Origin of the sequence: Bradyrhizobium yuanmingense (assembly GCF_025200905.1) — a bacterium.
Classification (GTDB): Bacteria; Pseudomonadota; Alphaproteobacteria; order Rhizobiales; family Xanthobacteraceae; genus Bradyrhizobium; species Bradyrhizobium yuanmingense.
Genome location: NZ_CP104173.1, coordinates 3,209,510 through 3,231,317 on the forward strand (window position 1 = coordinate 3,209,510; position 21,808 = coordinate 3,231,317).

At 63.9% G+C, this 21,808-nt stretch carries 27 protein-coding genes; 16 read left to right on the plus strand and 11 right to left on the minus strand.

Annotated features, from left to right (window positions below; translation table 11 throughout):
• Nucleotides 1-11 precede the first annotated feature (11 nt).
• Complete coding sequence (locus N2605_RS14930) at nt 12-560, plus strand: CreA family protein (RefSeq protein ID WP_036000425.1); 549 nt, start codon at nt 12-14, stop codon at nt 558-560.
• 12 nt (nt 561-572) lie between these two features.
• Here the strand turns inward: N2605_RS14930 and N2605_RS14935 are convergent, their stop codons facing one another.
• Nucleotides 573-782 (minus strand): hypothetical protein, encoded by a 210-nt coding sequence (locus N2605_RS14935; RefSeq protein ID WP_311735374.1) that lies wholly within the window; start codon nt 780-782, stop codon nt 573-575.
• Between the two features lie 415 nt (nt 783-1,197).
• Here N2605_RS14935 and N2605_RS14940 point away from each other — a divergent pair, with 415 nt between their 5' ends.
• On the plus strand, nt 1,198-1,362 hold the full coding sequence (locus tag N2605_RS14940) for a hypothetical protein (RefSeq protein WP_167361658.1): 165 nt from the start codon (nt 1,198-1,200) through the stop codon (nt 1,360-1,362).
• A 32-nt stretch (nt 1,363-1,394) separates the two neighbouring features.
• Entirely contained in the window at nt 1,395-1,757 is a 363-nt protein-coding gene (locus N2605_RS14945) for a hypothetical protein (RefSeq protein ID WP_036022768.1), read from the plus strand.
• Nucleotides 1,758-1,767: 10 nt separating this feature from the next.
• On the opposite strand, the gene N2605_RS14950 is transcribed toward N2605_RS14945, so the two are convergent.
• The gene (locus N2605_RS14950) at nt 1,768-2,013 is read right to left on the minus strand and encodes a DUF6719 family protein (protein ID WP_225155956.1); all 246 of its coding nucleotides are present in this window, start codon (nt 2,011-2,013) and stop codon (nt 1,768-1,770) included.
• A 67-nt stretch (nt 2,014-2,080) separates the two neighbouring features.
• Complete coding sequence (gene pdxR, locus N2605_RS14955; RefSeq protein ID WP_260347162.1) at nt 2,081-3,550, minus strand: MocR-like pyridoxine biosynthesis transcription factor PdxR; 1,470 nt, start codon at nt 3,548-3,550, stop codon at nt 2,081-2,083.
• A 74-nt stretch (nt 3,551-3,624) separates the two neighbouring features.
• Between pdxR and N2605_RS14960 the strand changes: the two genes are divergently transcribed.
• The 7 genes from N2605_RS14960 to N2605_RS14990 all read left to right on the plus strand — a co-directional run bounded on the left by N2605_RS14960 (nt 3,625) and on the right by N2605_RS14990 (nt 10,116).
• Nucleotides 3,625-4,350, plus strand: coding sequence for a pyridoxamine 5'-phosphate oxidase family protein (locus N2605_RS14960; RefSeq protein WP_260347163.1), 726 nt, complete (start codon nt 3,625-3,627; stop codon nt 4,348-4,350).
• A 54-nt stretch (nt 4,351-4,404) separates the two neighbouring features.
• Complete coding sequence (locus N2605_RS14965; RefSeq protein ID WP_036000410.1) at nt 4,405-5,682, plus strand: ArgE/DapE family deacylase; 1,278 nt, start codon at nt 4,405-4,407, stop codon at nt 5,680-5,682.
• Nucleotides 5,683-5,925: 243 nt separating this feature from the next.
• Complete coding sequence (locus tag N2605_RS14970; RefSeq protein WP_260347164.1) at nt 5,926-6,738, plus strand: alpha/beta hydrolase; 813 nt, start codon at nt 5,926-5,928, stop codon at nt 6,736-6,738.
• Nucleotides 6,739-6,769: 31 nt separating this feature from the next.
• Nucleotides 6,770-7,609, plus strand: a complete 840-nt coding sequence (gene kynA, locus N2605_RS14975) for a tryptophan 2,3-dioxygenase (protein WP_260347165.1) — start codon at nt 6,770-6,772, stop codon at nt 7,607-7,609.
• 8 nt (nt 7,610-7,617) lie between these two features.
• The gene (gene kynU, locus N2605_RS14980; RefSeq protein ID WP_260347166.1) at nt 7,618-8,820 is read left to right on the plus strand and encodes a kynureninase; all 1,203 of its coding nucleotides are present in this window, start codon (nt 7,618-7,620) and stop codon (nt 8,818-8,820) included.
• A 140-nt stretch (nt 8,821-8,960) separates the two neighbouring features.
• Nucleotides 8,961-9,359 carry a PaaI family thioesterase gene (locus N2605_RS14985; protein ID WP_036000401.1) on the plus strand — a complete coding sequence of 133 codons (399 nt, stop codon included), beginning with the start codon at nt 8,961-8,963 and terminating at the stop codon, nt 9,357-9,359.
• A 151-nt stretch (nt 9,360-9,510) separates the two neighbouring features.
• Nucleotides 9,511-10,116 carry a GNAT family N-acetyltransferase gene (locus tag N2605_RS14990; protein ID WP_036000398.1) on the plus strand — a complete coding sequence of 202 codons (606 nt, stop codon included), beginning with the start codon at nt 9,511-9,513 and terminating at the stop codon, nt 10,114-10,116.
• Between the two features lie 80 nt (nt 10,117-10,196).
• Here the strand turns inward: N2605_RS14990 and N2605_RS14995 are convergent, their stop codons facing one another.
• The 4 genes from N2605_RS14995 to N2605_RS15010 all read right to left on the minus strand — a co-directional run bounded on the left by N2605_RS14995 (nt 10,197) and on the right by N2605_RS15010 (nt 12,825).
• Nucleotides 10,197-10,496 carry a hypothetical protein gene (locus tag N2605_RS14995; RefSeq protein ID WP_036000395.1) on the minus strand — a complete coding sequence of 100 codons (300 nt, stop codon included), beginning with the start codon at nt 10,494-10,496 and terminating at the stop codon, nt 10,197-10,199.
• 95 nt (nt 10,497-10,591) lie between these two features.
• Nucleotides 10,592-11,278, minus strand: a complete 687-nt coding sequence (locus tag N2605_RS15000; RefSeq protein ID WP_260347167.1) for a DUF2161 domain-containing phosphodiesterase — start codon at nt 11,276-11,278, stop codon at nt 10,592-10,594.
• A 98-nt stretch (nt 11,279-11,376) separates the two neighbouring features.
• A complete protein-coding gene (locus tag N2605_RS15005) occupies nt 11,377-12,057 on the minus strand; it encodes an SDR family oxidoreductase (RefSeq protein WP_225125646.1) in 681 nt (226 codons plus the stop codon).
• Between the two features lie 24 nt (nt 12,058-12,081).
• Complete coding sequence (locus N2605_RS15010) at nt 12,082-12,825, minus strand: tyrosine-protein phosphatase (protein ID WP_036022792.1); 744 nt, start codon at nt 12,823-12,825, stop codon at nt 12,082-12,084.
• Between the two features lie 86 nt (nt 12,826-12,911).
• Here N2605_RS15010 and N2605_RS15015 point away from each other — a divergent pair, with 86 nt between their 5' ends.
• Nucleotides 12,912-13,238, plus strand: a complete 327-nt coding sequence (locus tag N2605_RS15015) for an MliC family protein (RefSeq protein ID WP_225114128.1) — start codon at nt 12,912-12,914, stop codon at nt 13,236-13,238.
• A gap of 111 nt (nt 13,239-13,349) precedes the next feature.
• Here the strand turns inward: N2605_RS15015 and N2605_RS15020 are convergent, their stop codons facing one another.
• Nucleotides 13,350-13,553: a DUF2735 domain-containing protein gene (locus N2605_RS15020; protein WP_036022780.1), complete on the minus strand. Its 204-nt coding sequence runs from the start codon at nt 13,551-13,553 to the stop codon at nt 13,350-13,352.
• Between the two features lie 539 nt (nt 13,554-14,092).
• Here N2605_RS15020 and N2605_RS15025 point away from each other — a divergent pair.
• From N2605_RS15025 to N2605_RS15035, 3 genes are all read left to right on the plus strand, one after another.
• Complete coding sequence (locus N2605_RS15025) at nt 14,093-15,127, plus strand: glutamine synthetase beta-grasp domain-containing protein (RefSeq protein WP_036000382.1); 1,035 nt, start codon at nt 14,093-14,095, stop codon at nt 15,125-15,127.
• A 186-nt stretch (nt 15,128-15,313) separates the two neighbouring features.
• Nucleotides 15,314-16,015, plus strand: coding sequence for a GrlR family regulatory protein (locus N2605_RS15030; RefSeq protein ID WP_036022782.1), 702 nt, complete (start codon nt 15,314-15,316; stop codon nt 16,013-16,015).
• Nucleotides 16,016-16,084: 69 nt separating this feature from the next.
• Nucleotides 16,085-16,906: a tetratricopeptide repeat protein gene (locus N2605_RS15035; RefSeq protein WP_036000453.1), complete on the plus strand. Its 822-nt coding sequence runs from the start codon at nt 16,085-16,087 to the stop codon at nt 16,904-16,906.
• Between the two features lie 102 nt (nt 16,907-17,008).
• On the opposite strand, the gene N2605_RS15040 is transcribed toward N2605_RS15035, so the two are convergent.
• Nucleotides 17,009-17,461, minus strand: coding sequence for a hypothetical protein (locus N2605_RS15040; RefSeq protein WP_036022783.1), 453 nt, complete (start codon nt 17,459-17,461; stop codon nt 17,009-17,011).
• A gap of 303 nt (nt 17,462-17,764) precedes the next feature.
• Between N2605_RS15040 and N2605_RS15045 the strand changes: the two genes are divergently transcribed.
• Nucleotides 17,765-18,469 carry a hypothetical protein gene (locus N2605_RS15045; RefSeq protein WP_225140293.1) on the plus strand — a complete coding sequence of 235 codons (705 nt, stop codon included), beginning with the start codon at nt 17,765-17,767 and terminating at the stop codon, nt 18,467-18,469.
• Nucleotides 18,470-18,566: 97 nt separating this feature from the next.
• On the opposite strand, the gene N2605_RS15050 is transcribed toward N2605_RS15045, so the two are convergent.
• On the minus strand, nt 18,567-19,463 hold the full coding sequence (locus N2605_RS15050; RefSeq protein WP_036022786.1) for an alpha/beta fold hydrolase: 897 nt from the start codon (nt 19,461-19,463) through the stop codon (nt 18,567-18,569).
• Between the two features lie 126 nt (nt 19,464-19,589).
• Complete coding sequence (locus N2605_RS15055; RefSeq protein ID WP_036022787.1) at nt 19,590-20,678, minus strand: alpha/beta fold hydrolase; 1,089 nt, start codon at nt 20,676-20,678, stop codon at nt 19,590-19,592.
• A 245-nt stretch (nt 20,679-20,923) separates the two neighbouring features.
• Between N2605_RS15055 and N2605_RS15060 the strand changes: the two genes are divergently transcribed.
• Nucleotides 20,924-21,667, plus strand: coding sequence for a hypothetical protein (locus tag N2605_RS15060; protein ID WP_036022789.1), 744 nt, complete (start codon nt 20,924-20,926; stop codon nt 21,665-21,667).
• The last annotated feature ends 141 nt before the right edge of the window (nt 21,668-21,808 follow it).

Consider the following 21,808-nt stretch of genomic DNA (forward strand, 5'->3'; position numbering starts at 1 on the left):
CGGAGAACTTCATGTCATCTCGTTTCCCCGGTCTTTCGAGCATCCGTCTGAAAGGCCTCGCTTTATTCCTCCTGGCTCTGACCGCGCCAATGGCCTCGGCATCTGCGGCCGACGAACCTGATCTGATCTTCCGCCGCTCTACCGTGTTCAAATGGATGAGCCCGAACGACAAGCTCGCGACCTATGGTCTCGACGATCCCGAAGTCGAAGGCGTCGCCTGTCATTTCACGGTGCCGGAGAAGGGCGGCTTCAAAGGCTGGCTCGGCCTTGCCGAGGAGGTCTCGGATATCTCGCTGGCCTGCCGCCAGGTCGGTCCGGTCAAGTTCAAGCACAAAATGGAGCAGGGCGACGACATGTTCCGCCAGCGCCGGTCGCTGTTCTTCAAGAAGATGCAGATCGTGCGCGGCTGCGACGCCAAGCGCAACGTGCTGGTCTACATGGTCTATTCAGACAAGCTGATCGAAGGCTCGCCCAAGAACTCGACCTCGACCGTGCCGATCATGCCGTGGGGACCGGCGGACGCAAACGTCCAGAAGTGCGGCGAGTTCTTCACGCAATGAGGCGCTCCGCGTTCACTCCTGCAGCGCGCTCGCGTTCACCCGGCGGCGATCGCGCGGCGTCGCAAGGCGCGATCCGGTCAGTCGCACGAACGTCTGCGGCGCCGCCTCGAGGCCGCGGCTCGATTGCAGCGCCATTGCGCCGGTGCTGCCGCGAATGATCGGTTGATCTGCGCGCTCCGTCGGTGGATTTTCATCGCGCGGCGTTGCGCGATTTCCCGCCATCATGGCCATCCCTCACGTGAATGCGCCCGATGATCCGGGCGTCTCGGTTTCGATGGCTTGGGTCGTTGCTGAACCAATTCCGGTTCGACAGGATCCAGCCTTCTTTTGCCGCCCTTTCAGCAGAAAAACGTAAAATGCATGTGAAGCGCGCGCGGCGGCCGCGTGACAACGCCTGGGCGGGGTGCACGTCCGTGCCGGCGCCGGAACCTGGCAGGCGACTTTGGCCTGCCGCCAGACCTATCTGAAATAACTGGCATTTTCCGAGAATTGTTTCGTCGCCGTGGCCGGGACGAAACAATTCTCACGAAGACGAAACCATTTTCAGTTTTTCGCGCATCACGCGCGAAACCGCCCATGGTTATCAGGCTGATAATGACGACGGCGCACCGCCGGCCACAGAATTGGGACACAGATCATGCGCGCGCTCAGCTTCATCCTTGCTTTCGGTTTCGTGCTCGCCGGCTCCTCGTTGGCGGGTGCGCCCGACGGCAATCTCCCCGGTGTCGGTACCTTCCAGTACAGCGGCTCGCCCGTTGCGGTTCCGGCCGCTCAGCCGATCATGGTCGCCGCGCGCTTCTGACTGCACACAACGAAACAGCCGGCAAAACTATCATGTTGCTTCGTCTCTGCGCCGCAGCGTTCGTGTCCCTTCTGACGATCAACTCCGTTCAGGCGCAGGTCCGCTCACCTTCCAGGCTACCCGATCCGCGTGGCGAATTCGTGCGCCAGTGTGCGCCGCACATGCTCGGGCGCTGGCAGCATCCGGAAGCGGTCTGCGGCTGCCTGCACGATCACGCCGCCGCGGCCGTCGAGGATCGCGATCTGCGCGAAGCGCTGCTGCGCGGCATCAGCGAGACCGGCGTGCCCACCATCGAGACCGATTGGGTACCGGCCTCCAAGCACAGCGAGATCGGCCCGACCTTCACCAAGATCGCCAAACCGACCCTGCAGTGCATGTTCGATCCGGCGAAATAGTCCCGGATCCTTACTTCGTTTTCGGTCCGTGCCGGGGCACGCAGGAACTCGTGCGCGAGACTCCCTTGTCGGTCATCTTCGCGCCGCGCACTTCCCTGAGCTGACCGGCGGGGCAGGTTCCGTCATCCACGTGCACGCGCTGGCCGAGCTTCAGATCGCCGATGTCCTGCTCACGTCCGACTGTGGCAGCGCGTGCCGTCGAGACAAGCGCGATGGAGATCAGCAGCGAGAGGCAGGTCGCGTGGCGCAGCAGCATGATGTGAGGTCCCGGAATCGATGCCGCAATCTAGGGAGCGGCGGGCGATTCTGATAGTGAAGCTTCGTCAGGCCCGGCGGGCCGGTTTTCCTTTTGCGGCCAAGGCTGCGCGCGATTCCCTCGCGAGACGTTCCGCGGACGCCACGAGCTGCGGCACGGGATGTCCGGAAAATCCCAGCACGAAGCCGGGCAGGGGACGCCCGCGCGAATAGGTGTCGGCCAATAGCCAGCCTTCGGCGCCGGCCGCCTGCTTGGCCAGCGCCGCCACCGCCGGATCGACGGCAGGATCGAACCGGGCGACAAGATGCAGGCCTTGTGAGGGCACCGGCACCGAAAGCGCGCCACCGGATGCGACTTCCAGCCTCTCGGCGAGCACGTCGCGCGCCTCGCGATAGAGTTTCCGCACGCGCTTCAGATTCGCGGCGAAGGCGCCGGAATTGAGCATGTCCGCCACCGCGCCCTCCATCAGCGTGCCGGGAAAGCGGTCGAGCGCCGCCCGCGCCGCCGTCACCTCCGCGATCAGGCGTTCGGGCAGGGCGCAATAGCCGATGCGCAGGCCCGGAAAAAGCGTCTTGGCAAAGGTGCCGAGATAGATCACGCGCTGGAGCCGATCGATGCCGGCGAGCGACATCAGCGGCGCGCCGTCATAACGGAACTCGCTGTCGTAATCGTCCTCGAGCACGAATGCGCCGGCCTGTTTGGCCCAGTCCAGAAGCTCGAGCCGTCGCGGCATCGACATCTGCACGCCAAGTGGAAACTGGTGCGACGGCGTAACGTAGGCCGCGCGCGCGGACGGTGCCGCGATGCGGCCTTTGGCGACGCGCATCCCGTGCTCGTCCACCGCGACAGGCACAGTGCGATAACCGCAATGGACGATGGTTTTTCGCGCGGCGGGATAGCCCGGGTCCTCGCACCAGACCTGGTCGCTGGATTTCAGGATCGCGCTCAGCACGATGCGCAGCGCGTGCAGCGTGCCCGAGGTCAGCATGATCTGGTCGGGATCGCAACGCAGCCCCCGCGCCGACAACAGATGGTCGGCGATCGCCACGCGCAGCTCGCGGCTGCCGCGAGGGTCGCCATAATGCAGGTGCTCGGTTCCGAATGCGCGCATGCGGCGGCCGACGAAAGCGCGAAAACGCTGCACGGCGCGTTCGTCGATATGGGTGCAGCCAAGCGCAAACGCGCCTTGCTTTGGCGCTTCGAGAACGACCTTCGGCTTGTTCGGCTCGGCGGCGCGCTGGGGTATACGCGCCGCGACGAACGTTCCGGAGCCGACCGTCGCGTTGGCAAAGCCGTCGGCGATCAGGCGCTCATAGGCGGTGACGACGGCGTTGCGGCGGAAGCCGGTCTGCCTCGCCAGCGTGCGCGACGGCGGCAGCGGCTCGCCCGGTCTGACCAGGCCGGAGACGATCATCTCGCACAGCGCCTGATAGAGCCGGTGCGCCGCGGAAGCGCCGGCCGTGACGTGAGGGCCGGTGAGGTCGAGCGGAAGCTCGGGCTTGGCTCGGGAGGACGAATTGGTCGGAATTTTTTGCATGGAATTGGAACTATCGCAGACCAAATGCGCCGCTACAACTGCTCCGGATTTCTTCCATCCGAGCAGGAGCGGCCGTGAGCCAGACCGAGACCTCGAATTCCTATCCGACATCGGCACGCAACCAGGTGAAGCGCCGGCACGACCGCGGCTTCTATGATCACGACACGGTTCATCGCATCCTGGATTCCTCGATGCTGTGCCACGTCTCCTACGCAATCGACGGCCAGCCCTATTGTACGCCGACCTTCTTCTGGCGCGAGGGCACCAGGCTGTATTGGCACGGATCGAGCGCCAGCCGCATGCTGCGCAACCAGAGCAAGGGCGAGCGCGTCTGCCTGACGGTCGCCCATCTCGACAGCCTCGTGCTGGCACGCTGCGGCTTCAACCATTCCGCCGACTACCGCGCCGTGATGGCGTTCGGCACGGCCTATCTCGTCACCGATCCTGATGAGAAGGAGCGCGCGGTGATCGCCATGGTCGATCGCTTCTTCCCGGATCGCACCGCCGGCCTGCGACAGAGCACCACGCAGGAAATCAAGGCGACGTCCTTCATCGCAATGGAAATCGAGGAAGCCTCGGCCAAGATCCGCGCCAAGGGCGTCGCCGACGATGACGAGGACAATGCGCTGCCGGTCTATGCGGAGCGCATTCCGGTCCGCACCGTGCTCGGCGCCCCCGAACCGTGCCCGCGCCTGCTCGATGGTGTCAGCCGGCCTGCGACTCTGAACGGCTATTCCGAAGGCCGGCTGCTCGAAGATGCATTGCGGGATGCATATTTTCTGGAGTACCCGAACGGCTGAAATCGGCTAGTTTGCGCGCTCCCTGGGACCATTGGAATGTCTGGAGTCGCCCGAATGAATGCCGAAACGCAGCAGAGGATTCTTGACGCCGTCGACAGCGGCTTCGAGGCTCAGCTCGCAACCACCCGCGATTTCGTCGCGATCCCTTCGACCCGCGGGGCGGAGGGACCATGCCAGGACATGATCGGCGATCTCCTGCGCGAACGTGGCTACGAGGTCGACGACTGGCATATCGACGTCGAGGATTTGAAGGATCTGCGCGGCTTCGGTCCGATCGAGCACGACTTCTCGAAAGCGCGATCCGTGGTGGGAACTTACCGTCCGAGAACCAATGGCGGCAAGTCGCTGATCCTGCAAGGGCACTGCGATGTGGTGCCGGCCGGTCCGCTGGAATTGTGGGAAACGCCGCCATTCGCGCCGGTCATCAAGGACGGCAAGATGTTCGGCCGCGGTGCCTGCGACATGAAGTCCGGGACGATCGGTGCGCTCTATGCGCTGGACGCGATCAAGGCCGCGGGCTTCAGGCCGACGGCGCGGATCCATTTCCAATCGGTCATCGAGGAGGAGAGCACCGGTGTCGGCGCACTCTCGACGCTGCAACGCGGCTATCGCGCGGACGCCTGCTTCATTCCGGAGCCGACCGGCGGCAAGATGGTGCGCTCCCAGGTCGGCGTGATCTGGTTCCGCCTCCGCGTGAAGGGGCATCCGACCCACGTTGCCTTCGCAGGCTCCGGCGCGAACGCGATCATGGCGGCATATCACCTGATCCAGGCGCTGCAAAAGCTCGAGATCGAATGGAACGAGCGGGCCAAGGCCGACCGTCACTTCAAGACGCTCGACCATCCCGTCAACTTCAACGCCGGCATCATCAAGGGCGGCGACTGGGCCTCGAGCGTGCCGGCCTGGTGCGATGTCGACTGCCGGATTGCGGTGTTGCCGGGCTGGTCGATCGCCGATCACCAGAAGGAGATCATGGCTTGCGTCGCCGCCGCTTCGCGCAACCACCGCTTCCTCGCCAACAATCCGCCGCAGGTCGAATGGTCCGGCTTCCTGTCGGAAGGCTATGAGCTGACCAACGCCGCGGAGCCCGAGGCTGCGTTCGGTAAGGCCTTCAACAGGGTCTATGGCGGTACGCCAGAGGACCTCGTCTTCACGGCGCTGACCGACACGCGCTTCTACGGCCTCAACCACGGCATCCCGAGTCTGTGTTTTGGTGCCAGCGGAGGCGAGATGCACGGCTTCAACGAGTTCGTCGACCTGGAGTCATTGAAGAAGGCGACCAAGGCGATGGCGCTGTTCATCGCGGAATGGTGCGGCGTGGAGAAGGCGTAGCGGTCTCCCCATCGCCACTGCGGTAGGGTGGGCAAAGGCGCACTTGCGCCATGCCCACCACCTTTCTCTCGGATGAACCAAGATGGTGGGCACGCTCCGCTTTGCCCACCCTGTACCCTCGTAGCGGTCGCTGCCCAATCCACCGGCTCCCTCAATCTTTTAAGCTTAAAAGAAAGACTAGGATGCCGCCCTGACCGGTGGCAGACTGGCTTCGGTTCGTCGGACGAGTCCTCGGGAGCAACGATGCGCGATTGGGATGACGCTTACGCCAATTCGGCCCACATCTCGGGCTCGGACAAGATGCCGGCGCTGTGGGCGGAGCGGGCAGCGGCCTACCGCGCCGGGCTGAAGAAATTTCGCCCCGACATCGCCTACGGCGCCGGCGAGCGCCAGAAGCTCGATCTGATCCTGCCTGACGGCGACAGCAATGGTCTCGTCGTCTTCGTCCATGGCGGCTACTGGATGCGCTTCGACAAATCGACCTGGACCGATCTCGCCGAAGGTGCGCGGCACCATGGCTGGACGGTGGCGCTGCCGAGCTACACGCTGGCACCGGCTGCCCGCATCTCCGATATCACTGCGGAGATCACTGCCGCGATCGCCAAAGCGGCATCGCTCGTCTCGGGGCCGATCCGGCTCGCCGGCCATTCCGCCGGCGGCCATCTCGTCACGCGCATGCTGTGCGACGACAGTCGGCTCGAGTCCGCCGTCTACAACCGCATCGCCGGTACGCTCTCGATCAGCGGCCTGCACGACTTGCGTCCGCTCCTGAAGACGGGAATGAACGAGACGCTGCGCATGACGATGGAGGAGGCGACGCTGGAAAGCGCGGCGCTGCATCTGCCACGAGGGCATTCGCCCGTGACGGCCTGGGTCGGCGGCAGCGAGCGGCCCGAATTCATCCGCCAGTCCGATCTGATGGCGAACATCTGGACCGGCTTCGACGTGCCGACGCACCTCGTCGTCGAGCCCGGCCTCAACCATTTCACGGTGATCGACGGGCTCAAGGATCCGTCGTCACAGATCACCGCGCGCCTGATCGGCCTCGATGAATGAGACCAGGGACGATCGATCGAGAGGGCCAGCCATGACGTCCAGCGATTACGATCCCACAAGCGAAGGCGCCGAGACCGATTTCACCCGGCGCATGTCCTACGGTGATTATCTCGCGCTGGACGCGATCCTCGGTGCGCAGCATCCGCTGTCGGAGGCGCATGACGAGATGCTGTTCATCATCCAGCATCAGACCACGGAACTGTGGATGCGGCTCGCCATCCACGAGCTCGCCGCTGCGCGCCGTGCGATCGCACGGGATGAGGTGCAACCCGCGATGAAGATGCTGGCCCGGATGTCGCGTATCTTCGAGCAGCTCAACGGCGCCTGGGACGTGCTGCGCACGATGACGCCCAGCGAGTATACCCGCTTCCGCTCGCAACTCGGACAATCCTCGGGCTTTCAGTCGCGGCAATACCGGCTGATCGAATTTCTGCTCGGCAACCGCAACCACGCCATGCTGAAGCCGCACGCGCACGATGCGGAGACGATCAAGCTGCTCGAAGCCGAGCTCGCGACGCCGAGCCTCTATGACGAGGTGCTGCGGCTTGCCGACCGCAACGGGCTCAAGATGCCTGCTGCGGTGCTGGCGCGCGACGTTCGCGAAACCCACAGCTTCAACGAAGGCGTGCTGCAGGCCTGGCGTATCGTCTACGAGGCGCCGGAAACCCACTGGATGCTCTACGAACTGGCCGAGAAGCTGGTCGATTTCGAGGACTATTTCCGGCGCTGGCGCTTCAACCACGTCACCACGGTCGAGCGCGTCATCGGCTTCAAGCGTGGCACCGGCGGCACTGGCGGCGTCAGTTATCTCAAGCGCATGCTCGAGGTCGAACTGTTTCCCGAACTCTGGCGCGTGCGTACGATTCTGTAGGGATGTCCATGACCCGGCTTCGCGTCTACGACGATACCAGAGCCTTGTTCCATTTGCCTGACGGCGTGATTTATCTCGACGGCAACTCGCTGGGTGCGCTGCCGCTGGGCGTTGCCGAGCGTGTCAACCGCGTGATCACCGAGGAATGGGGCAACGAGCTGATCCGCGCCTGGAATAGTGCAGGCTGGTATGTGCAGCCGCGCCATCTCGGCGACCGCATCGCGCGGTTGATCGGAGCGGAGGCCGGCTCGGTCATGGTCGGCGACACGCTGTCGCTCAAGGTCTATCAGGCGCTAGCTGCCGCGCTGGACATGAGCGTCTCGCGCAAGGTGATCCTGTCGGATACCGGTAACTTCCCGACTGACCTCTACATGGCCGAAGGCCTGATCGCGACGCTCGGACGGGGCCATCAATTGCGCCTGGTAGCACCGGAGGAGATCGAGGACACATTGTCTGAGGAGATCGCCGTTCTGTACATCACCGAGGTCGACTATCGCACCGGCCGCCGCCACGACATGGCGAAGTTGACAGCGAAAGCGCATGCGCTCGGCATCGTCACGGTCTGGGATCTCGCCCATTCCGCCGGCGCGCTGCCGGTCGATCTCGCCGGGAGCGGTGCCGATTTCGCCGCGGGGTGCACCTACAAATATCTCAACGCCGGCCCCGGCGCGCCGGCCTTCCTCTATGTCGCACCGCGCCATGCCGACGGCGCGCGCGCCGCGCTGTCGGGGTGGATGGGCCACGCAAAACCGTTTGCTTTCGAGCTTGCCTATGCGTCCGCGGGCGGCGTCGAGCGCATGCGCGTCGGCACCCCGCCGGTGCTCGCCATGGCGGCGTTGGAGGCCTCGCTCGATATCTGGGACAAGGTCGATATTACCGAGGTTCGTGCGCGTTCGCTGGCGCTGGGCGATCTCCTGATCGGTGAAGTCGAGCGCCGTTGTCCGCAACTCAAGCTCGTGACGCCGCGCGACCATGAGCTGCGCGGCTCGCAAGTCTCCTTCGCCTTCGCCGGCGGCTACGCCGCGATGCAGGCCCTGATCGCCCGCGGTGTCGTCGGCGACTTTCGCGCGCCCGACATCATGCGCTTCGGCCTCACGCCGCTGTACATCGGCGAGGGCGAGATCGTGCGGGCCGCGGAGATCGTCGAAGAGGTGATTTCAGGGGAGGTGTGGCGACGGCCGGAGTATCAGGTCGTGCATGCAGTGACGTGAGGGTGGTCTCGTGCCCCGGACGCAGTGCAGCGCTTCCCGGCTCTGCGCGCCGATGTCAGCATCGCCATTAACTCGGACGTCATTGCTTTGCGGCTTGAAGCAATTCACGTTGAGCCAACAAGAAGTTGGGAGGAGATCCGATGACGCCGCTCGAGAAACTTAAAGCGATGAAGATGCCGTTCGCCGAACTCAAGGGCGTCGAATTTGTCGAGGCGGAGAAGGACCGCGTGGTGGCGCGGATGACGGTCCGGCCCGAACTCTGCACGCTTCACCACACCATCCACGGCGGGGCCGTGATGGCGCTGGCCGATTCCGTCGGCGCGGCAGCGACCGTGATCAATCTGCCCGAGGACGCCAAGGGTACGACCACGCTGGAGAGCAAGACCAATTTCATCGGTGGGGCCAAGGAGGGGGCCACGGTCATCGCCACTGCGACCCCGGTGCACAGAGGGCGGCGGACCCAGGTCTGGACCACCAGATTGGAAACCGAGGACGGCAAATTGGTTGCGGTGGTGACCCAGACCCAGCTGGTCCTGTGAAACTACGGGACTTTGATTTTATTAACGAATTGGTCGCTTCGGTGCCCGAAACTTGGGCAGGTCTCCGTCTTGAAAATCATGGTGCGATGCACAATATAGGAGGCCTAGGGATTCGAACGCCTCCTCGAGGGACACCAAGAGGAGTTCTGACGTGGTACTTGAAGACACCGTCCGTACCGTTCCCGGCTATGTGCGGACCCTGATCCAGCAGGAAGAATTGCCGCTCCTGCGCGATCACCTGCTGAGGCTTGATGCCGGCAGCCGGCACGACCGTTTCAACGGCTTTCTCGACGACAGCTTCATCGAGCGCTACGCCGCCCGCTGTGCCGAGGACGGCACCGTCATCGTTGCCTATATCGTCGAAGGCGTGGTGCGCGGCGCGGCCGAGCTGCACCCGCCCGAGGACGGTTCCTTGCCGGAGGTCGCCTTCAGCGTGGAAGCCTCCGCGCGCCGCCAGGGCGTCGGCACCGTGCTGTTCCGCCGCCTGATCGCAGAGGCCCGCTGGAAGGGCTACAAGCAGCTGCGCATCACGACGGGCGCGGACAATCATGCGATGCGGGCGCTCGCCAGGAAGTTCGGGGCCCATCTGGCTTTCCGCCATGGTGAATCGACCGGCACGATCGACCTCGCCAAGACGCCCGAGGCCGAGCTTGCCGATCTCGCGGCCTCGCCGTTCACGGCCGGGCGCGCGCTTCTCAGCTTCAACAGCACGTGCTGGAAGCTGATCTCGAGCATGTACGGCAATCGCGCCGCATAACCGGGAAATTGCGGACAGGAATCAAAAAGCGGACCGGCCAGGCCGGTCCGCTTTCGTGTTCGGTGCGATGAAAGGAATGCTCAGCTGCGCGTGCCGGCGCCGAAGCGGCGGACGACGCGGCGTTCGACCACGACGGAGCGCTGCGCGCCCTGTTCGCCGGCGATCACGCGGGTGGCGGTGATGCGGCTGTTGGAGCGGGCCTGCTTCTTCACCTCGGCCTGGACGACGTCGAGCGGCATCCCCATCAAGGCTGCGGCGATCTCGGCCTGCTGCGCCTGGTCGTCTGTGATGCCGACAGCGGCGAAGATCGCCTCGTCCAGGGTCGGGGGATCGTGGCGGACGCGCCGCGTGCCATATTTGGTATTCCAGTCTGCGCTCATAACGGCCTCATCTTGATGCCGGGATACCTAGTGCCGCCAATGTTGCATTGCAATATGAAATCGGTGCGGCATCTCAGCTATGCACCGGTCTGGTGTCACAGCGGTGACGCAGCACCTGCGCCGACCTCCAACCGTTGCTGAGGCCAACGGTTCAGGGCGGCGTGTCCAGCTTCGGTGAGCCGGTAGATTCCCCGCTCCGTGCGTTCGAACCAGCCATACACATTGTTAAGCAAGATCTTGCCGGCATCGGGGCAGCGTTCGCGCAGCTCGCGCACCGGCTTCGGCCCATCGGCAAGGGCCGACGCGCAGGCCAGCGCCTGCTGGCGATAGGCCGTCATGATCGGTGCGCGGGTGCTGCCGCCGAGCACGGGGTCGCCCTGGCGGCGCTGATGCTCGGCGACGAGACGCGAGCGCACCTTCGGCTCGCGGCGCGGCGCCGCGGTCGGCGGCTTCACCAGCACTTCGACCTGGCCGCGATCGGTTACGCCGAGCATGCCGAAGCCGAGGCGGCGGCAGAGATTGCGATAGCGCGCGTCGCTCTCGCGTCCCTTGCCGCGCGCGGACATCTTCGCTGCGATCCAGACCTCGTCACCGGCCGGCGCGCGATCGACCGCCTGCAGGATCAGCTCGAGATTAAAGGCAAGCTTGAGCTCGCCGATCACCACCACTGGCGGATCGCCCGCGCTGAGGCCGACGAGATCGCAACCACCGATCTCGCCCTTGACCGTGAAGCCGAGCTCTTCGAGGAAGCGTTTGACGGGCAGGTAAAGCGCGGTTTCCAAGGGACGTCCGATCGGAGAATCAGTTGCAGCCAGTCTAGAGCGTTCTCGGCCCCGATTGAATCGGAGCCGGTGCCTCTAACGTTTTGATCGGAACGCGACTACACCCGGCCACCGACCGGGATCAGGGCGCCCGTGACGCCGCTCGCGGCATCGCTGGCGAGGAACAGGATGACTTCGGCGAGCTCCTGGGGCGTCACCCATTTGGAAAAGTCGGCTTTCGGCATGTCGGCGCGGTTGGCCGCGGTGTCGATGATCGAGGGCAGCACCGCGTTGACGGTAACCTTGCCCTTCCACTCGTTTGCGAGGGCCTCGGTCAGGCGATGCACGCCGGCTTTCGACGCGGCATAGGGGCCCATCCCGTTGCCGGCCTGCAGTGCGCCCATGGCGCCGATATTGACGATGCGGCCGGCCGTGGACTTGGCAAGGTGCGGCAACGCCGCACGCGAGGTGTTGAGCGCGGTCAGCACGTTCAGCGCATGCATGCGTTGCCACGTCGCGATATCGCCGTCGCCGACGGTCTCGAAGGCAAAGCCGCCGGCGATGTTGATCAATGCGTCGAGCCGGCCGAAATGCTTTGCCGCCGCATCGACGGCCGTTTTCGCCTGCGCTGGGTCGGACAGGTCAACGCCCGCGATGTCGATGTGGTCAGCGCTTGCGGCGGTTTGCGAAGACGCGTGATCGATGCCAGCCACGCGCGCGCCGCGTACCAGCGCCGTTTCCGCGACTACTTGGCCGAGCGCGCCGCCTGCGCCCGTCACGATCAAGATTTTGCCTTGCATGATCGTTCTCCCGGCACAGCCGCCCTATGCTTGCAGATAGCGCGCCTTCAGCGCGTCTCGCTCTGCCGTGCCGAGCTTGAGCCCGTCGCGCAAATAGGTTTCGAGATCGCCATATTCGCTGCCGACCGCTTCGAATGCGGCCGCAAGGTACGAGGCCTCGACGCTGCCGATCGCGTCGAGGACGTCGGCGGGCAGATCGAAGACGTTCGACGGGTCGCGCTTGTAGTGCCGGTTGGTCAAGAGATAATCCTCGGCGATGACCTCGTCCGCCACGCCGAGCGCATGCAGGATCAGCGCGCTGGCGAAGCCGGTGCGGTCCTTGCCGGCGGTGCAGTGAATCACGAGCGGCGCGCGATCTTCCAGCAAATGACCGAACAGCGCGCGGAAGCTGTGCGTGTTGTGGCGCACATAATTGCGATAGGACTCGCGCATGAGCTCGAGCGCCACGGCCGCGGTCAGCGTGCCCTTCGCGAGCTCGGCGCGCAGCCCGGCCACGACGGTCGGTTCGATCGGCAGCGAATGCACCGTGATCTCGTCCACGACGCAGATGCCGGCCGCGCGCTCCTCCAGGCCACGGAAATCGAACGCGCTGCGCACGCCCAGCGCGCGGACGACCTCGATGTCGGCAGCAGTGAGCTGGCCGAGATGGTTGGAGCGGAAGATGTGCCGCCAGCGTGTGGTGCGGCCATCAATGGTCGGATAGCCGCCGAGGTCGCGGAAATTGCTCGCACCCTGAAGGGCGAGATGGCGGGCGGGGGAGTCCTTCAGGGAGGAGTCTTGCATGGGATGAGCTTGGGTTATGGTTCCACCGGATGCACGTTTGGCGTCCTTGCGGTCTATTACAGGGGGCGATCATGGGCCGGCACAAGGCCATTGTTTTGACGGTCAGCATGCTGGCGGGCGCAATGCTCGGTGCGCGGCAGGCCGATGCGCAGACCTTCCAAACCTACCGCTGCGCCGATGGTACGCAGTTCATCCTAGGCTTTTATGACCACGACAAGCGGGCCTTCGTCCAGATCGATGGCCAGCCGGTTACGCTCGCCAAGCGGCTGGCGGTTTCGGGGATGCGCTATTCGGGGGCGGGAGTCACGCTGAGGATTCCCAAGACCGGGCCCGCTACGGTCAAACACCTGAAGCGGCCGGTTACGGCCTGCGCGGTGGTCGACAAGCCCGGGATCTAGGCGCGGGCGCGCCTGGAATTAAAAAGGGCCGAAACGCCGTTGTTTCGACCCTTTTTCAAACTGCCGCCGGCCGCTTGCGAAAGCCCGGCGCTGTCAGACCAGCAGCTGGCATCAGCGTTCCCATTTGGGCTTGGCTTCGTCGACCGCATCCTGGTGATACCAGCTGTCGCTGCAGATCGAGACGTTCGCGGGCAGCGAAGCCTGATCGGCGGGAAGGCGGGTCTCGCCATAGCGGCGTCCGGCGAGGGCCGCACGGCCGCCGACGGGGAATTGGTAGATCTTTGCAGATCCGTGACTCAGACCATTGTTCATCATTGCGATTCTCCTTGGTCGAAGCGCCTTGGCCTCCATGGTGCGCCCGACTCGTTCGATTGTGGTTACTGGAATCCCCATATCGGCCGCTCATCCCCGATTGGAAAGTGCTGAAAAGGAAATCAGTTTCCGCTCAATTTGTAGGCAGGAAGCCTTCTGCATCCTCCAAGGCACGCTACCGCTGACCAACGCGTGGGCCATTCCGAAGGTTGCTGAGGAGGGGTGGGGGAGTTTGCGAAAGTTACCGGACGTTGATGCGCGTTTCATCGGCAATGCGCGGTCGGCGTCCGCTGCTTCTAAATCGGGCGTTTTCCGCCGGATTTTTGCAGCGCAGCTTCGGGCCAAGGTGCGCGGCTATGACGCACGGTGCCGTGGAGGGCCCGTCTGTGGCGAAGAGGAGCCGGAAGCGGTGGAAAACCGCCCGTACTGCGGCCTTTTGGCACGCGAAATGCTTGGGAAAGGCTGGCCGATGATGGCCGGGTACAAACGTGCGGGGGCCCTCCCGGGCCCCCAACCTTTCGCATCATCTACAGAGAGGCTCAATGACCAAGTACAAGCTCGAGTACATCTGGCTCGACGGATATACGCCGACTCCCAACTTGCGCGGCAAAACTCAGATCAAGGAATTCGCGTCGTTCCCGACGCTCGAGCAGCTTCCGCTCTGGGGCTTCGACGGCTCCTCCACCCAGCAGGCCGAAGGCCACAGCTCCGATTGCGTGCTGAAGCCGGTCGCGGTGTTTCCGGACGGTGCGCGCACCAACGGCGTGCTGGTGATGTGCGAAGTCATGATGCCCGATGGCAAGACCCCGCATCCGTCCAACAAGCGCGCCACCATCCTGGACGATTCCGGCGCCTGGTTCGGCTTCGAGCAGGAATACTTCTTCTACAAGGACGGCCGTCCGCTCGGCTTCCCGACCGCCGGCTATCCGGCGCCGCAAGGCCCGTACTACACCGGCGTCGGCTACTCGAATGTCGGCGACGTCGCCCGCAAGATCGTCGAAGAGCACCTCGACCTCTGCCTCGCCGCCGGCATCAACCATGAAGGCATCAACGCGGAAGTCGCCAAGGGTCAGTGGGAATTCCAGATCTTCGGCAAGGGCTCCAAGACCGCTGCCGACCAGATGTGGATGGCCCGCTACCTGATGCTGCGCCTCACCGAGAAGTACGGCATCGACATCGAATTCCACTGCAAGCCGCTCGGCGACACCGACTGGAACGGCTCGGGCATGCACGCCAACTTCTCGACCGCCTATATGCGTGAAGTCGGCGGCAAGGAGTATTTCGAGGCGCTGATGGCCGCCTTCGAGAAGAACCTGATGGACCACATCGCCGTCTACGGCCCGGACAACGACAAGCGTCTGACCGGCAAGCACGAGACCGCGCCGTGGAACAAGTTCAGCTACGGCGTTGCCGACCGCGGCGCTTCGATCCGCGTTCCGCACTCCTTCGTCAACAACGGCTACAAGGGCTATCTGGAAGACCGCCGTCCGAACTCGCAAGGCGACCCCTACCAGATCGCTTCGCAGATCCTGAAGACGATCTCGTCCGTGCCGACCGACAAGAAGGCCGCGGCCTAAGATCCTCCCGGCCCGGGCTGGGGGCTGGCCCGGGTTGGCTTGCAATCCGCCGGAGCGAAGGCTCCGGCGGATTTTTTGCATTTTGATGATCCCAAGACACCCGGCGCTGCGCCGCGAAACTTGTCCATCGCCGCCGAAAGCGGGATAGAGTGCATCTGGATGCGCGCAGGGCCGGGGACACGGCTGGTGATTGAAGGCTTCTACAAAGTGAGATTTCAGCTCGGCGATACCGTCGGCCGAAGCGTGATGCATGCCGGCGAAGGCAAGATGCTCGGCGGCAATTCGGCCTTCGCCCATATCGGCAGCTACGAGAAGACGGGCAGCGGCGTCGACATCGTGATCAAGACCGTCCGCCATAATCCCGATCCGAGCTACCGCGCCATGGCCGGCACCGACGATGCAACCCTGATCGCGAAGGGCTGGGCCGACGGCGATCTCTATCGCTTCAAAGGCGAGCTCAAGGAGCTGCCGGGCGTTCCGTTTCAGTCGCTGATGACGCCGATCACGGACGAGGAGGTGCCGATCGCCGGCGGCGTCGGCGAAGCCGGCATCAGCGACGGTCTCTACTCCATCCATTTGCGCATGCTCGACGGCCTCGACGGCGGACTCACCGGCGTGATGCTGCTCAACCAGGGCCGCATCCTCGGCGGCGATGCGGCTTTCTATTATCTCGGCAGCTACACCGCCGCGAAGGGACGCTGGAAGGGCCAGATCCTCAACCAGGAGCACACGCCGGCCAAGGACGATCCGATCTTCGGCGGCCACGAGGTCGGCATCGGCTTCTCCGGCAGCTATGACGCGGAGCAGGCGGTGCTGGAGGCAACCGCGCTGGCCGGCAAGCGGAGCTTGCGCCTGACCGCAGCGCTCAAGCTGATGCATCGCGCCTGAGCCACCCATCGCAGACGCGAACCGACTTGAGCCTTGAATTTGCCGGGCCACAGACGCAACGTGACGATCATGCGGACTTTCCTCCTTGCCATGCTCTTTGCGCTCGCCGCGCCCCTGACGGCGCAGGCGCAATCAGCCGATCTCGTGTTGTGCGACCGTCTTGCCGCCGATCCCAGCGATCCCGACAAGCCGGGCGACGTGAAGGGCGTCGCGGAGATCGCTTCCGCCGACATCGCGACCGCGGTCAAGTTCTGCAAGCAGGCGGCAAACGCCTCGCGCCGCGCGATGTTCGAGCTCGGGCGCGCTTACGCGGCGAACCGGCAGACCGCGGAGGCGATCGCGGCCTGGCGCAAGGCGGCCGACAAGGGATCGAGTGCGGCGATGGTCGAGCTCGGTGTTACCTACGCCACCGGCTCGGGCGTCGCCAAGGACGAGGCGCAGGCGCGTAAGCTTTTCGAGAAGGCGGCGCAGGCCGGCAACCCGCGCGGCGTCAGCAATCTCGCAGCGCTCGGTGGCGCAGGTGGCGCCGCGCCGGCCGATCCCGCCCAAGCCCGTGCGCTGCTCGGCAAGGCCGCCGAGACCAATGCGGAAGCGCAGTACCAGCTCGGCCTGATGTTGTCTGAAGGCGATGGCGGCGCAAAGGACGATGTCGCGGCGCGCGCGCTGTTCGAGAAGGCGGCGGCGCAAAACCATCCAGGCGCGCTGGAGCGGATGGGCGCCTTCGCGCAGGAGGGGCGCGGCGGTGCGAAGGACAAGGACGCCGCAAAGGCCTACTACGAGCGCGCCGCCGCGCTCGGCGACGAGGATGCCAAGAAGGCGCTGGAGCGCATTCGCTGTCCCTATGCGATCAAGGACAAGCAGGGCAGGCTGGTCACCACGCTGTGCTTCTAAAGCGCGATGCGATCAGGATGAATCGTCATCGCGCTTTAGCCTATTGTTTGAGCATGATCTTTTCGGAAAACCGCTTCACACTTTTCCGGATCATGCTCTAGTTCACTTCATGTAGTAGGCGAGATCGTTGCGGGCATCGCGGTAGGTGGTCTCGAGATAATGCGGATATTTCCGCGCGGCCTGTTTCACCGCGCGCGCCACGCAATCCTCGAAATCGCCGTTCCAGTCGAAGTGCTTGTTGTAGGCGTCTTCGAATTTGACCGCCGTGATGATGGCTTGCCGGATCGCCTGATCGTCGGCGCGCGGATGAGCGCGCTTCACATAGCCGAACATCGGCCCTTCATGGGCGTGGGCGCGTTCATGGCGGTACTGGATGATGAATTCCTCCGGCGAGAAGGTGCGATTGACCCGCACCTCTTCGGCGGTGGGGCGGCCCGCGATGGCCTCCAGACGGTAGCGCTGGCGCCAGAGCGCGTAGGCGGCATCGAGCAGCGGCTGCTTCGCGGCGCCGGCGATGATCGCGCTGAGCTCGTCTTCGGCTGATTGCGTGTCCATGCGCGATTGGTCGTGCGTCCGTGGGGGCAGGTTCGAGCCTGGCACCGGTCGGCCGAGGAGCTTTTTTCGGAGGCCGGCAAACAAACCTCCAAAACGACCCCATGCACAGTAGCCAAGTCCCTGAAATCATTGACTGCGGGTTTTACGAAGTGAAGTTTTGACCCGTCGGGCAAAACAGGGGCATAATGGCATCACGGCGGGCGGAGGTCCCCGGGGTGGCGATGCGCGCAAAAGCCGATGGCTTCGCTGTGGCGTCGGTGCTAGGTAGCCCGCAATTCATTTTCGATTTGCAGGTTCAAGACGTTGCTGGACGGGCTCTACAAGGTTGAATACGGCGTCAACGATGGGTTCGGCTGCAGCATCATGTGCCTGCACGACGGAAGGATGCTGGGCGGCAATTCTGGCTTCGCGCATCTCGGTACCTATGTCGAGCGCGACGGCGAGATCATCGCCCAGGTCATCACCGAGCGGCACAACCTCGACCCCAGCTACAAGCCGCTGATGGGCGCCGACGTCGCCTCGATCGGAGCGCGTGGCCGGCTCTACGGCAACCAGATCCGTCTCGAGGGCGGCGCGGACACCATGCCCGGCGCCAGGTTCTGGGCCAATCTCACGCGCCTCGACGACGAAGGCTTGCCGCCGAGCGGAACGGTCGGACCGGGCGGCATCGCCAACGGGCTCTATGGGATGGGCTTGCGCGCTCTCGACGGCGTCGATGCTGGACTGTCCGGCGTGATGCTGCTGATCGACGGGCGCATCCTCGGCGGCGATGCGTTCTTCTACTATCTCGGCGCCTATTCCTCGGCGGACGGCCGCTGGAAGGGCGAGATGCTGAACCAGGAGCACACGCCGGCGAAAGGCGAGAACCCGGTGTTCGGCGGCCTCGAGGTCGGCATCGGCTTCTCCGGGACCTGCACGGAAGACAGCGGCGAGCTCGAAGGCATCGCGCTCGCGGGAAAGCGGAGCCTGCGGCTGACGGCGTCGCTCAAGCTGATGCGAAGAGCGTAGGGCGCCGATCGTTCTGTCGCGTCTGCTCCGGAGGCGACAATCAAGTCGCGCATCTGGATGTCCGCATTGGGCCATAGGCGCCATTAACCAACCACACCTAGCAATTAGCAAGAAAGCGCCGAACCAGTTCGGCGACCTTATCGGTCGCCTCGTCCAACGCGAAATGACCTGCTTCAAGCAGGTGGACCTCCGCGTCAGGCACATCGTCGACGTACGCAGTTGCCCCCGCCACGGTGAACGAAGGATCGTACTTTCCCCAGACCACTAGCATCGGTGGCTGAACTTCGCGAAGCCATTTCTGCCAGCGCGGATAGGATGCGACGTTGCTGCGATAGTCCAGGAACAATTTCGCCTGAATATCCGCCTGACCCGGACGGGAGAGAAACGCGTGCTCGTCGGTCCAGCTATCCGGATCATACCGCTCGGGATGCGGGCTGGTCCCGACATGCCGCAGCCGGGTTGCCTCCAGCGAGGTGAAATTGGCCTTGAGGTTATCGAGTTCGCCGGCCGGATCGGCCCAGTACCTGCGGCGGGCGTCCCACAGCGAACTCAAACCCTGCTCATGCGACACCGCGTTCTGGACAACGATGCTGCGCACCCGTTCGGGATGAGCGAGCGCTAGGCGGAAGCCGACGGGCCCGCCATAGTCCTGAACGAACAGGACATACTTGGCGAGGCCGAGCTTCGTCACAAACGTGTCCATGATCTGCGCGAGCCGGTCGAACGTATAGGTGAAATCGGATGTCGGCGGCGCGCTGCTGTGACCGAAGCCGGGATAATCAGGCGCAATCAGGTGATATCGATCGGCAAGGAGCGGCAGCAACGGCTCCCACATCCGCGATGAGGATGGAAAGCCGTGCAGCAGCAGCACGGTCGGCGCATCGACCGACCCTGCCTCCCTGTAGAAGATCTCGAGGCCTTCGATCTCGATGCTGCGATAGGCGATCGACTGTCGTGTCGAACGCAGATCGCGATTTGTTGCCCGCACGCTCATACCGACCTCCTAACCATAGAGAAACGGCGGGCTGAATTGGATCAGCATGAGCAACGCGATGAGGGCGAGTGCCGCCAGAACACTTGTCTTGCGCATGGTCACATTCTCCTCGTTCGCTCGACGGGATCAGGCTTCGCCATCGACATCGATGATCGCCCCTGCGAATGCGCGCGGCGCCTCCTGGGGCAGATTGTGCCCAATGCCGCCCGAGATGGTCCGATGCTCGTACTTGCCAGAGAATTTTTTGGCGTAGGCGGCCGGCTCCGGGTGCGGCGCGCCGTTGGCGTCGCCTTCCATGGTGATTGTAGGCACGGCGATGGCAGGACCCTGCGCGAGTTTCGCTTCGATGTCCTCGTATCTAGCCTCGCCATCGGCAAGCGCCTGCCGCCAGCGGTAATTGTGAATGACAATCGCGACATGATCCGGATTGTCGAAGGCGCTCGCGCTGCGCTCGAAAGTGGCATCGTCGAAATTCCACTTCGGCGACGCCAGCTGCCAGATCAGCCTGGAGAATTCCCGGCGATACTTGTCATAGCCGAGCTGGCCGCGCTCGGTGGCGAAATAGAACTGGTACCACCATTGCAGTTCCGCTTTCGGCGGCAGCGGCATCTTGCCGGCCTGCTGGCTGCCGATCAGATACCCGCTCACAGATACCATCGCCTTGCAGCGTTCCGGCCACAGCGCCGCCATGATGTTGGCGGTCCGCGCGCCCCAGTCGAAGCCGGCGACAACAGCCTTCTCAATCCTAAGCGCATCGAGTAAAGCGATCATGTCTAGCGCAATCGCCGAAGGCTGACCGTTGCGAAAGGATGTCGGGGAGAGAAACCGCGTCGATCCGTAGCCGCGAAGATACGGGATGATCACGCGATAGCCGGAGCCGGCGAGCAGCGGCGCGACATCGACGAAGCTGTAGATGTCATAGGGCCAGCCGTGCAGCAGCAGGACCGCGGGTCCATTTGTCGGGCCGGTCTCCACATAACCGACATTGAGCAGGCCAGCATCGATCTGCTTGAGGGCAGAGAAAGCCGTATTCGTGCCCGGCTTGATCGCTGGTAGGCTGCCCGATTTCGTCCGGTTGAGATCCGCATCGGCTGCGGCGGTCAGCTTGGTAAGGCCAGCCTGCGAGGTGCCGGCCAGAGCAAATTGAGCCGTGGCGAGCGTCATCGCGGCGGTGCCGAAGAAGTTGCGGCGCTGAACGTCGATCTTGTCTGACATGGTAATTTTCCTGTCGTTGGCCCGTCCAGCTTTCGGTCGAGCTTGGTTGCGAGCTCACTGTGCAACGACACGGCGATTTCCGCCCGTTAACTGATGTTATTTGGCGCGAAACGGCGCCATTCCGGCGGTTCGCATGCCGGTCCAGCCTTCCGCGGGCGGCCATTAACATCGCTTTACATCTATGAACTCGCGCCGCGCGCGTAGGCGGCGGCACCATGGCCAGGTTGAAACGGGGAGAATTAGACATGATTCCGCTCCTGGCCGAAGCGATCGAAGCTCATGGTGGCGAAAGCCGCTGGCGGGCGCACGGCCGTCTCAGCGCATCGTTCGTCATCACGGGCGAACTCTGGGACCTGAAATGCGTGCACCAGAGTGGCCTTCCAAGGACGGTGCATGTCGATCTGCACCGGCAATGGGCGTCTGTCGACGATATCGGCAAACCTGGACAACGGAGTGACTTCACCCCCGACCGCGTCGCGATCCTGTCCGGCGGCAGCAGGACAATCGCCGAGCGCAGGAACCCGCGCGCATCGTTCGATGGCCACGACATGCGTACCGCCTGGGATCTACTGCACCGGGCCTATTTCGGCGGCTACGCGCTCTGGACTTGCCTGACCGTGCCATTCCTGCTCACGATGCGCGGCTTCACGCTGCGCGAGATCGAGCCATGGCGCGAAGGCGCGGAAATCTGGCGCGGATTGCGGGCCGTGTTTCCGGAGAGGCTAGCCAGCCACAGCCTCGAGCAGGACTTCTATTTCGGACCCGACATGCTGATCAGGCGCCACGACTATCACGTGCAGATCGCCGGCAATTTTCCTGCCGCCCAATACTTCTCCGAGCCGGTCGTGATCGACGGCATCACGATTCCGACCAGGCAGCGCGCCTATCTGCGCGACCGTGATTTGAAGCCGATCCCGGAAGATCTGATGGTCGGCATAGATCTATCTGTGGTTCGTTTCAGCCCGGCCGAGTCGAATGCCGGATCGTGACCCTATATTGGGCGCATCTCCCATGACCTAACTGTGTATTGATTTGAAGCTCCGCCCGCGACATGCTTCCTCATTGGCCTCGACCGCAGTACTGCTAATTTTCCCGGAATAGTTGTGAAATGCGCGAAATAAACGGCAACG

What these genes read in the sequence shown, in the direction of transcription:
- N2605_RS14930 (WP_036000425.1), top strand. Translation starts at nt 12, where the DNA reads ATGTCATCTCGTTTCCCCGGTCTTTCGAGCATCCGTCTGAAAGGCCTC.
- N2605_RS14935 (WP_311735374.1), bottom strand. Translation starts at nt 782, where the DNA reads ATGGCGGGAAATCGCGCAACGCCGCGCGATGAAAATCCACCGACGGAG.
- N2605_RS14940 (WP_167361658.1), top strand. Translation starts at nt 1,198, where the DNA reads ATGCGCGCGCTCAGCTTCATCCTTGCTTTCGGTTTCGTGCTCGCCGGC.
- N2605_RS14945 (WP_036022768.1), top strand. Translation starts at nt 1,395, where the DNA reads ATGTTGCTTCGTCTCTGCGCCGCAGCGTTCGTGTCCCTTCTGACGATC.
- N2605_RS14950 (WP_225155956.1), bottom strand. Translation starts at nt 2,013, where the DNA reads ATGCTGCTGCGCCACGCGACCTGCCTCTCGCTGCTGATCTCCATCGCG.
- pdxR (WP_260347162.1), bottom strand. Translation starts at nt 3,550, where the DNA reads ATGCAAAAAATTCCGACCAATTCGTCCTCCCGAGCCAAGCCCGAGCTT.
- N2605_RS14965 (WP_036000410.1), top strand. Translation starts at nt 4,405, where the DNA reads ATGAATGCCGAAACGCAGCAGAGGATTCTTGACGCCGTCGACAGCGGC.
- N2605_RS14970 (WP_260347164.1), top strand. Translation starts at nt 5,926, where the DNA reads ATGCGCGATTGGGATGACGCTTACGCCAATTCGGCCCACATCTCGGGC.
- kynA (WP_260347165.1), top strand. Translation starts at nt 6,770, where the DNA reads ATGACGTCCAGCGATTACGATCCCACAAGCGAAGGCGCCGAGACCGAT.
- kynU (WP_260347166.1), top strand. Translation starts at nt 7,618, where the DNA reads ATGACCCGGCTTCGCGTCTACGACGATACCAGAGCCTTGTTCCATTTG.
- N2605_RS14985 (WP_036000401.1), top strand. Translation starts at nt 8,961, where the DNA reads ATGACGCCGCTCGAGAAACTTAAAGCGATGAAGATGCCGTTCGCCGAA.
- N2605_RS14995 (WP_036000395.1), bottom strand. Translation starts at nt 10,496, where the DNA reads ATGAGCGCAGACTGGAATACCAAATATGGCACGCGGCGCGTCCGCCAC.
- N2605_RS15005 (WP_225125646.1), bottom strand. Translation starts at nt 12,057, where the DNA reads ATGCAAGGCAAAATCTTGATCGTGACGGGCGCAGGCGGCGCGCTCGGC.
- N2605_RS15015 (WP_225114128.1), top strand. Translation starts at nt 12,912, where the DNA reads ATGGGCCGGCACAAGGCCATTGTTTTGACGGTCAGCATGCTGGCGGGC.
- N2605_RS15020 (WP_036022780.1), bottom strand. Translation starts at nt 13,553, where the DNA reads ATGATGAACAATGGTCTGAGTCACGGATCTGCAAAGATCTACCAATTC.
- N2605_RS15025 (WP_036000382.1), top strand. Translation starts at nt 14,093, where the DNA reads ATGACCAAGTACAAGCTCGAGTACATCTGGCTCGACGGATATACGCCG.
- N2605_RS15035 (WP_036000453.1), top strand. Translation starts at nt 16,085, where the DNA reads ATGCGGACTTTCCTCCTTGCCATGCTCTTTGCGCTCGCCGCGCCCCTG.
- N2605_RS15040 (WP_036022783.1), bottom strand. Translation starts at nt 17,461, where the DNA reads ATGGACACGCAATCAGCCGAAGACGAGCTCAGCGCGATCATCGCCGGC.
- N2605_RS15050 (WP_036022786.1), bottom strand. Translation starts at nt 19,463, where the DNA reads ATGAGCGTGCGGGCAACAAATCGCGATCTGCGTTCGACACGACAGTCG.
- N2605_RS15055 (WP_036022787.1), bottom strand. Translation starts at nt 20,678, where the DNA reads ATGTCAGACAAGATCGACGTTCAGCGCCGCAACTTCTTCGGCACCGCC.
- N2605_RS15060 (WP_036022789.1), top strand. Translation starts at nt 20,924, where the DNA reads ATGATTCCGCTCCTGGCCGAAGCGATCGAAGCTCATGGTGGCGAAAGC.